Source organism: Albidovulum sp., from assembly GCF_049646345.1.
Lineage (GTDB): Bacteria > Pseudomonadota > Alphaproteobacteria > Rhodobacterales > Rhodobacteraceae > Albidovulum.
The window spans coordinates 1-8,514 of the sequence record NZ_JBARVQ010000505.1; the positions used below are offsets into that span (position 1 = coordinate 1).

General features: G+C 58.6%; 7 protein-coding genes and 1 pseudogene. 2 read left to right on the top strand and 6 right to left on the bottom strand.

Features of this window, described 5'->3' with window-relative positions:
- Window positions 1-79: 79 nt before the first annotated feature.
- Window positions 80-328: a BBE domain-containing protein gene (locus WBB85_RS12740; protein ID WP_432638982.1), complete on the top strand. Its 249-nt coding sequence runs from the start codon at window positions 80-82 to the stop codon at window positions 326-328.
- Window positions 329-618: 290 nt separating this feature from the next.
- Here the strand turns inward: WBB85_RS12740 and WBB85_RS12745 are convergent, their stop codons facing one another.
- From WBB85_RS12745 to WBB85_RS12760, 4 genes are all read right to left on the bottom strand, one after another.
- On the bottom strand, window positions 619-2,814 hold the full coding sequence (locus WBB85_RS12745; RefSeq protein ID WP_432638983.1) for an alpha/beta fold hydrolase: 2,196 nt from the start codon (window positions 2,812-2,814) through the stop codon (window positions 619-621).
- Window positions 2,726-3,343, bottom strand: a complete 618-nt coding sequence (locus WBB85_RS12750) for a TetR/AcrR family transcriptional regulator (RefSeq protein WP_432638984.1) — start codon at window positions 3,341-3,343, stop codon at window positions 2,726-2,728. Before WBB85_RS12750 ends, WBB85_RS12745 begins: the two co-directional genes overlap by 89 nt.
- A gap of 377 nt (window positions 3,344-3,720) precedes the next feature.
- Window positions 3,721-4,971, bottom strand: a complete 1,251-nt coding sequence (locus WBB85_RS12755; protein ID WP_432638985.1) for a M24 family metallopeptidase — start codon at window positions 4,969-4,971, stop codon at window positions 3,721-3,723.
- Window positions 4,968-5,753 (bottom strand): HalD/BesD family halogenase, encoded by a 786-nt coding sequence (locus WBB85_RS12760; RefSeq protein ID WP_432638986.1) that lies wholly within the window; start codon window positions 5,751-5,753, stop codon window positions 4,968-4,970. The genes WBB85_RS12755 and WBB85_RS12760 overlap by 4 nt, the downstream gene beginning before the upstream one ends.
- Before the next feature lie 104 nt (window positions 5,754-5,857).
- On the opposite strand from WBB85_RS12760, the gene WBB85_RS12765 reads away from it, so the two are divergent.
- The gene (locus tag WBB85_RS12765; protein WP_432638987.1) at window positions 5,858-6,733 is read left to right on the top strand and encodes a LysR substrate-binding domain-containing protein; all 876 of its coding nucleotides are present in this window, start codon (window positions 5,858-5,860) and stop codon (window positions 6,731-6,733) included.
- A gap of 189 nt (window positions 6,734-6,922) precedes the next feature.
- Here the strand turns inward: WBB85_RS12765 and WBB85_RS12770 are convergent, their stop codons facing one another.
- Window positions 6,923-7,984: an ABC transporter ATP-binding protein gene (locus tag WBB85_RS12770; protein WP_432638988.1), complete on the bottom strand. Its 1,062-nt coding sequence runs from the start codon at window positions 7,982-7,984 to the stop codon at window positions 6,923-6,925.
- A gap of 1 nt (window position 7,985) precedes the next feature.
- Window positions 7,986-8,514 (bottom strand): annotated as a pseudogene (locus tag WBB85_RS12775) (hypothetical protein); the annotation flags it as partial.

The window sequence follows — 8,514 nt, forward strand, 5'->3', positions numbered from 1 at the left end:
CGCACGAAGATGGTCATCATCGACCACAAGCCGACCGTTCAGGGCTGGTGGTACCCCTACCCTGACGACTGGTTTCTGGATGGCGGTGGTCGTCCGCTCGGCTGATGAAAGCCAGGATGCGGCCTGCAAGGCGTGGGCGCGCGCGTTGTTCGACAAAGCCGCACCGCTCGCTGAAGGCAGTGTCTATATCAATTTTGTTCCCGAAGCCGGAGAAGAACGGAGCAAAGGCGCGTTCGGCGCTAATCAGGCGCGGCTCGAGCGCATCAAAGCTAAGGTCGATCCTGCCAACCTGTTTCGCGCAAACGTTATGATCCAGCCCAAACCATGAACTTGCCAAGCGGAAGGCATCGAATCCAAGCGGGGTGCGCCCGGCTGATGTGCCGATGGCGCGCCTCTCTTCCGTTTTCGGAAGCAGTCACTCGCACAAATCGCAGAATCCGACACTCTGGGCTCAAACCGACCTGCGGCGTCGCGACATCGTGGCGGACTGGGTCGGAGAGGCCACTGTCGAGAACGACCCTTTGCCGCCATTCGAAAAGCTGAAGTTCAGGTCTACCAACTTCCCCAGACCGGACCTTCGTGCAGTGTGCGACATTTTGGGTGGGTCAAACTCCTCGTTCAAAGAAGGTCTGCCAGCATCGAGGCCGCACGCGCTGCACCATCTCTGGCAACCGGCAGCGGTATTCGCGGATTTCGCAACTCCGTCAGCATTGCTTCGGCAATCTGCGTGGGACCCGCTTCGGCAAAGATCATCTTTCGCCCAGCATTGTAGCGCTCCAGCCGGCTGGCGACGTGGAAATTCTGCTCGAAATGGTTGCGAAGCGGGAAGTACAGGAACGGCGTGCCCGCCGCTGCAAGCTCCATACAGGTGGTCAGGCCGCCCTGTACAAGTGCAAGATCGCAGGCCGCGAGGTGGCGATCGAGGTTGGGCACGAAAGCCCGCATTTCCACGCCCGCCGGCACCTTGAACGCCGACGGATCAAGGCGCGGTCCAGTAACCACGATCATGCGCAGTTCGGGGAGCAACGCCCTTGCCATCGGATAGGCCTCGAGGATGCGGCGGATCAGCGTCGCGCCTACGCCCGAGCCCCCGACCGCAACAATGCAGGTCAGTCGCCCATCGTCATAACCAAACTCGGCGCGGAGATCGTCCCGGCTTCCGAACTCGGCCGGGTGCTGCCCGATGATGTAATCCGAAAACTCGTAGTGACGCGGGATCCAGTCCCGCATCTTGGGTAGTCCGCTGCCGAAGCTCATGTCGACTATGTCTTCGGGCCCGCCGACAAAGATCGCCCGGTCCCGAACCGTCGGGTTGCCTTCAACATGACCGATCATCTCGGCGTTGTAGTCGGTCGTGAGAAAGGCCTCGCGCGGGCCGTTTTCTTTGAACGGCACCCAGCCTACGAAATCAGTCAGCCACGCGATTGGCGCCTTCTTCAAGTCGGGATGCTCGTGCCAGTAATGATCGACGTCCCACGCCTCGTCCGCGATCACAAGATCGTAAGGCTCTGCTTCAAGAACTTCCTGAAACACCATGAAATTCTTGATCAAAATTTCATCCATGTTGCGGATCGCTTGAAACGCGTGAAGATCATGTTCACCGCATTCCGCCTCGATATGCGCGCTTTCGTTCGCCAGCAAATTACTTGCTGGATGGACGCGCTCGGCATTGGCGTTCAGAAACCGTGTCACCGGGTCCTGTGCCAGCCAGTCTACCTGCAGATCCGGGTGCAGCTTGCGCAATTCGCGCGTCACAGCCAGATCGCGGCGCGCGTGCCCCAACCCGATCGGAGAGGACAGGTAGAGGGCACGCTTTGGACGTCTGGCGCGGCTGTTCTGCCGGGGCTTGTGGGTGTCAAAATGGCAGGCCAGAAAATCGCGGATCAATGTGTTGACACGGGCTGGGTATCGTCCCTGTGGGCCGTGGCCGCCGTGCTCCAGCCGTGCAAGTTCACCTCCAGTGAGCCCGACCAGACGTTCCGATGCAGCGATGGGCGCGATGATGTCATTTTCACTGTGGATTGCCAGAACGGGGCATTTGATGCGGCGGAAATGCGCCTCGGACAGTTCGAGATCGCCCTCTGTTGGCGCTTCCATCGTATTCACCAGTGATTGCCCCGAAATCGGCGACGACCAGCGAATGCCATCTTCCAGCTGCTTGGTGGAATGCGGGTCGTTGAAAATCTGTGCCATGAAAAACTTGGCGAAGTCCGGGTAATCGGTCAGCCAATAATCTCGGCTATATTTGTTCCAGCCGTCGTTTGTGTCGTAGCTGCCGTCATAATGGTCCCAGGTCTTGTAGTCATAAGTCGGCTGAAGCATCGGCAGGCTGGCCCCGATCGTAATCAGTGAGGCCACGCGATCCGGGTGGTGGACCGCTGCGGCCGCGATGACCTCGGCCCCCATCGAGACACCGACCAGCGTTGCCTTTCCCGTGCCGGTTTCGTCCATGACCGCAATGATGTCGCCGACATAGTCTTTCAGCTGAAACTGGGAAGCGCGGTCCGGCGTGTCCGATTTGCCATTGCCGCGCGGATCCAGCGTGATGCAGCGAAAATGTTCACTGAAATAGGGAACTTGCGCCTTCCAGATGCGGGAATGCACCAATGACCATGTTGGGACGAAAAAGATCGTGTGATCGCCCTTGCCATAGACTTCGAAATACAGCTTCACGCCATCACGATCGACGTATCCGGAGGTATGTGGCAACTTCGCACGCATGGCCTTATTCCTCTGACTTGGCAGTTTCCATAACTTCGATGACTTTGCCGAAGCGTCTGAGTGCATCACGGAAGGGGATATCTGGAGACTCATAGCCGAGCATGATCGCAGCCTCGGCTCCGATGAATGCGGCGCTTACCAATGCGCCAATTTCCTGGGCTGTAAATGGGCCGAGCGAGCCGTATTGTTGTTCGACTTCGCGCACAAGGCTCAGGATCAGAGCGCGCCACTCGGCATAGGCAGACCTTACAGCGGCACCGATTGCTGGATTGCTCCATCCAGCCGCCGTCAGTTCCATCAAGACACGTACATATCCCGATGCGATGTCATCATCGAGATAATCGCAGGAGGCGGTCCATTTCTGGGAGACGGAAAGATCAGGGTTGTTGAAGGTCCGGGTCTGGCGATCAATCAACTGGCCATTCAGATACTCGAACAACGCGAGGATCATCCCCTCCTTCGAACCGAAGTGATACTGGATCTGGCTCATCTGCGTACCGGCTGCTTCAGCCACGCGGCGGGTAGAAAGACCGGAATATCCTTCCTCTAAAAGCACCTGCTGCGCAGCTTCCAGAAGCTCCCGCTTGGTTTCCTTGACGCGTTCTGCTGTTACCCGAGCCATAAGATTCCCCCTATCGCGCAATAATTAAATCAATCGACCGATTAATACAATAGCTATCAGACATGAGGTGGGTATGGATTGGCAACTTTAAGATCGCTGCCGCCGTGGGATCGGGCACAGCATGTTTACATCAAGGGCACACAATAAGCTGCAAGGTCGGCCCATTCTGGACTTTAACCCGATCGTCAATTTACTTCGTTCGCAGTCCTTATTGCGGCCATTCGTACAAAGTGCGGCATTTCCACATCGGCAGTGATCGGGACGCGGACGAAACGGGCCTTCTTTGTCTTGCCTTAAATGTCTGGATTAATGATGAAAATTGGATACAGCGAATTGTGTATTCGGCCAAGAACCGTCGGTTGGCGATGCCTTTCAAGCTAGCCGAGTGGAAAAGTGTCGAGGCGCTCGGCTCCTGTCTCGGTGACCAGAACCTGCGTTTCCAGTTTTACACTTTCCGATCCCGCTTCGGCGATCAGGCTTTCGATGCAAACGACCATACCGGGTTCGAATTGGCCTGACATCGCACCCGGACCCCAATCGACATGTAACGGGACGACGGGCCATTCATCAGCCATGCCTACGCCATGCACCGCCAATGAATAGCGATAGGGAACGTGCCCATCCGGGATACGCCAGCTTTTCGCGTTGAACTCGGCAAAGCTCAGGCCCGGTTTCACCAGGCCCAGATTATGGTGAATCTGAGCAAGGGCTGTATCATAGATGCGCTGCTGCACGTCGCTCATCGGCGTGTAACCACATGTCCAGGAGCGCGACAGGTCGGCGCAATAGCCATAAGGCCCGATCATATCCGTATCGAACGAAATCATCTCGCCCTCCCGGCACATTCTATCGGAACACTCCTGATACCACGGATTCGTCCGGGGGCCGCAGGTCAGCAACTTGGTTTCCAGCCAATCGCCGCCTGAGCGGGCGTTTTCGAAATGAAGATGGGCCCAGAGCTCGCGCTCGGTTACGCCGGGCACGGAATGCTCATAGATGCGCGCCATTCCCGCCTCGCAGACGCGGATCGTCCAACGCATCAACTCAATCTCGTCGGGCGATTTGATGGAGCGCGCGATCTCTGTGAACTGGCTGCCTTCGACATAGTACAGGCCGAGGGATTCGAGCGCCTGAACGCCACTCCCACCCAGCGTGTCGCAGGCGATGCGTTTGTTGCCGCCGCCATATGTCTCGACAAGATCGGCGATCTCGCGGGCCCAATCTTCGGTCGCGGCCCCGACCTTGTCGCCCGAGGCCATGAACATCCAGGTCTTGGCCATGCGCAATTCATCGATGCCGGGCAGCCCCTTGCTTTGATGCAGGCAACCTTTGAATTCGAACATGATGGCCGGGCCACTCGCAAGGATAAGCGCGTAGCGCATCGGGTTATGCAAGGTCCAGACCTGCATGTTCGAACAATCGAAGGCATAGCGGATGTTGCAGGGATCATAGAGAAGGAGCGCCGCGCAATCGGATTGCTCCAGCCCCGCCCGCATCCGGCCAAGGCGATAGGCGCGCGCACGCGCCAGAACCGCATCGGGCACAGGGCTGATCAGGGGCTTGTCCGCACCTTCCGCGTTCAGATAGGTCAGCTTGCGGTCATCCTTGAAGGCTGATTGATCGCTCACGACGCCCGCCCATAAAAGCCGATCCGTTCTTCGTCGCTGAACTGCACGCCGGGGCGATCGAAATAAGAGAAGACAGCGATAATACGGTCCGAGGCGCCCTTGACAGGGGTCACGCGATGGGCCGTGTTCTTGCCCCTGAAAACGTTGAGTGTTCCGGGCGTCAGACGCATCAAGGTCGGAGTTCTACGCCCCTCCAGCAAACCAGCGACGCCATCGTAATTCGGGTCGTCGTCGCTGCGCAGGTCCTTGTCATACTCGAAATCCCCACCGGCCTCCGCCCCCTGTAGCAACAGGGTCGTGGTGAATTCGGAGCGGTCGAAATGCCAGTTCAGTGCCTGCCCTTCGGAATAGCTCATCACATTCACGCGGGCCAGCGGGTCAGCCATCACGAAAAGCTCCGGCTTGTCCATCACGGCGGCAAGGAACTGAGCAAAGGGGGGCCATTCATAAAGCCGGATCACAACCGCCTGACCCATCTGGTCCGCGCAGATCGTCCGGTTGGAGGTCTCGAACTCCCGCAAGGCGGGGTGCGTGTCTGGCAACCCGTCGACCGACTTCTTGAAATAGATGTTGTGGCGGCGCGCATGGACAAAGGCGTGCGATGCAAGGGTCGGCTTCAGGGCGCGGGCCGTTTCCTCTATCGCGCTTTCGCGGACAAAACCCGGCAGGTTGAAAAGCCCCTCTTTTGCGAGCTCCGCCTTGCACGCGTCGACAAGGTCCAGCCATGCGGGGCTTCCCGGCTGATCGAGCGGGTAGCGGTCAAGATCAATCAATTCGCGCATGGTGGCTTCCTCATTGTTTCAGACACAAGGCTAGGCGCTGGACCTCAATGCGAAAATAGGGTTTCTAATTATGAACCATTAGAAAATCTTTCGAAGGATGCACCGTGGTCGCCCATCTTCCCCTCAATGCCCTGCGTGCGTTCGAAACCGCCGCCCGCACCGGATCGTTTTCGAATGCAGCGCGGGAAATGGGTGTCAGCTCGGCCGCGGTCAGTCAGCAGGTCAAGCTGCTGGAAGAGTTCTGGGGCCTGAAACTGTTTATCCGGCAGGGCAATCGCCTTGCGCTGACCGAAGCGGGGCAAAGCGCCTATCCACAACTTGGACAATCCATAGCGCAGCTTGGCACGTTGTCGGACACGATGCGCCGGGTCGAACAAAAGCGGCGCCTTGTGTTGAGCGCACCGCAATCGGTTGTTGAAACATGGCTTGCGCCCAAATTGTCGACCCTACACAAGGCCGGGCTGGCGACATCGCTGGACATCAGGGTGCAGAACGACCCTGTTGATTTCGTCCGCGATAAGATCGATTTGCGCATCTACTATGGGCACGATCTTTACAGCGAATACAAAGTTGTCCGCTTGTTTTCCGACCAGCTGATCGCGGTTGCCTCGGCAGAGTTCGTCGCTGAGCATGGCGACAGGATCGACCGGATCGCGGATGTACATCTGATACACACGGATTGGGGGCGTGATTTCGCGACATCGCCAGACTGGAGCGAAGCATTTTCGCGCAGACGGATCGTTGACCGGAATGCGGGCCTGCGGGTCGAAGCAAGCAGTATGGCCCGGAACTTCGCGGAACAGGGCTTTGGCGTTGCGTTGTTGCCGGAGTGTATGGCGCGAGAAAGCCTGCATTCAGGGCGACTGGTCAAACTGGCGATGACCGCGATTCCGATGAAACACGACTACTTGATCGCCCATCCCAAAAGACTTGAAGCGAGCCACCCAATCCAAACCGTCATCGAAGCTCTGAAAGCTTGAGCCGTCCACCTGGCTGAACAATGACCAGGATTTCTCTGCTACCCCTGCCGGATCGAAAGAAGTAGCCAACTGCCACCTTAGCAGATTAAGTCAGAATGTGCTCAAACCGGCAGATCTCCGCGCCGCGGCGGGTGGGGACGCTCCGAGCCCAGCAAGGGCGCGATTTCAGTGTCAGATTCGGTCCGGTTCTTACAACCGCGCGCCATCTCGGCCGAAAAAGTGCAACCGCCTGGCATCCAGGCTGACGGACTGCCAGGCACCTTCTTCCAGAACCACCTGGCCCGGCACGCGGATCTTGACGATCTGATCGCCGGCGCGTGCATTGACAATTGTGTAACCGCCCAAAGGTTCCACCGTGACGATGCGCACCTTGAAGGACGGGTTACCTTCGGTTTCGCCCAGCCAGATATCCTCAGGGCGCACACCCAAAGTTCCGGCCTCGCCCTTTTGCATGGTGCCAACAACCGGGATGGTTGTGCCAATGGCGTCGCTCTCAAAATGCAGAGCATCGGCAGAGAACATGCCCATGAAGAAATTCATCGGGGGCGACCCGATCACTTCGGCCACGGCAAGCGAGCCCGGTTCATTGTAGACCTCATCAGGGGTTCCGATCTGGGCAATTTTTCCGCCGACGATAACCGCGACACGGTCCGAGATCGCCATCACCTCTTCCTCGTCATGGCTGACATAGACGAAGGTCTGGTTGTTCTCGCGTTGCAGGCGTTTAAGCTCGACGCGCATTTCCTCGCGCAGGCGGGCGTCGAGCGCGGCAATCGGTTCATCCAGCAGCATGGCCCGGCTTTGGGCGGCAAATGCGCGGCCCAAGGCGATGCGCTGGCGTTCGCCACCCGACATCTGCGCGGGGTTCTTGTGCAGGATATGGCTGACATGCAGCACTTCGGAGACCAGATCCAGCCGCTCGGCAATCTCGGCCTCGGGCGCGCCGCGTTCCTTCAGCGGAAAGATGATGTTCTCGCGCCCCGTCATGTGCGGGAAAAGCGCGAGGTTCTGGAACACCATGGAAATGCCGCGCGCCGACACGTCCAGCCCCGCCGCGTCCCGGCCGGCGATCTCGACCCGCCCCTCATCGGGGGTCAGCAATCCCAGGATCAGTTTCAGGATTGAGGTCTTGCCCGTCGACGGCGGGCCGAAAATGCCGAAGAACTCGCCCTGCCCGACCGACAGGTCAATCGGCCCCAGGGTAAATTCCGGATAGCGTTTGACCGCGCCCGTGATCTTGATCGCTTCCATCTTACGCCCCTCCCAGCCTGCGGCCGGTTTCTTTTTCAAATGCCAGGCTCTTGTCCGAGGACAGGTAGAACGGCACCTCGTCCCCGACCCGAAGCCGGTCCAGATCGTCAAAAGCCAGAAACAGCGTGTCCTGCACCTGAAGATAGGCAAGGCGCTTGGGGCCGACACGTTCCAGAACCTCGACCTTGCCGGTCATGGTGATGTCGTCGCCGCTGCGTTTCTCGCCGAAATAGATGTCCTGCGGGCGCACCCCGAAGGACCCGCCATGCACCGATCCGTCTGACATGAAATCTGCGCGCACCTTGCCCGCCAGGGGGATTTCAGCCCCGCCATGCAACATCAGGCGCAAGGCCCCGCCTTCTTCGCGCAGCTCGCCATCGACAAGGTTCATCCTTGGGCTGCCGACGAAATTGGCGACAAAACGGTTCTGCGGGTTGTTGTAGATCTCCAGTGGCGCGCCGTATTGCATCAGGCGCCCCTGATCGATGATGGCGATCTTGTCGGCAAGGCTCATCGCCTCGATCTGGTCA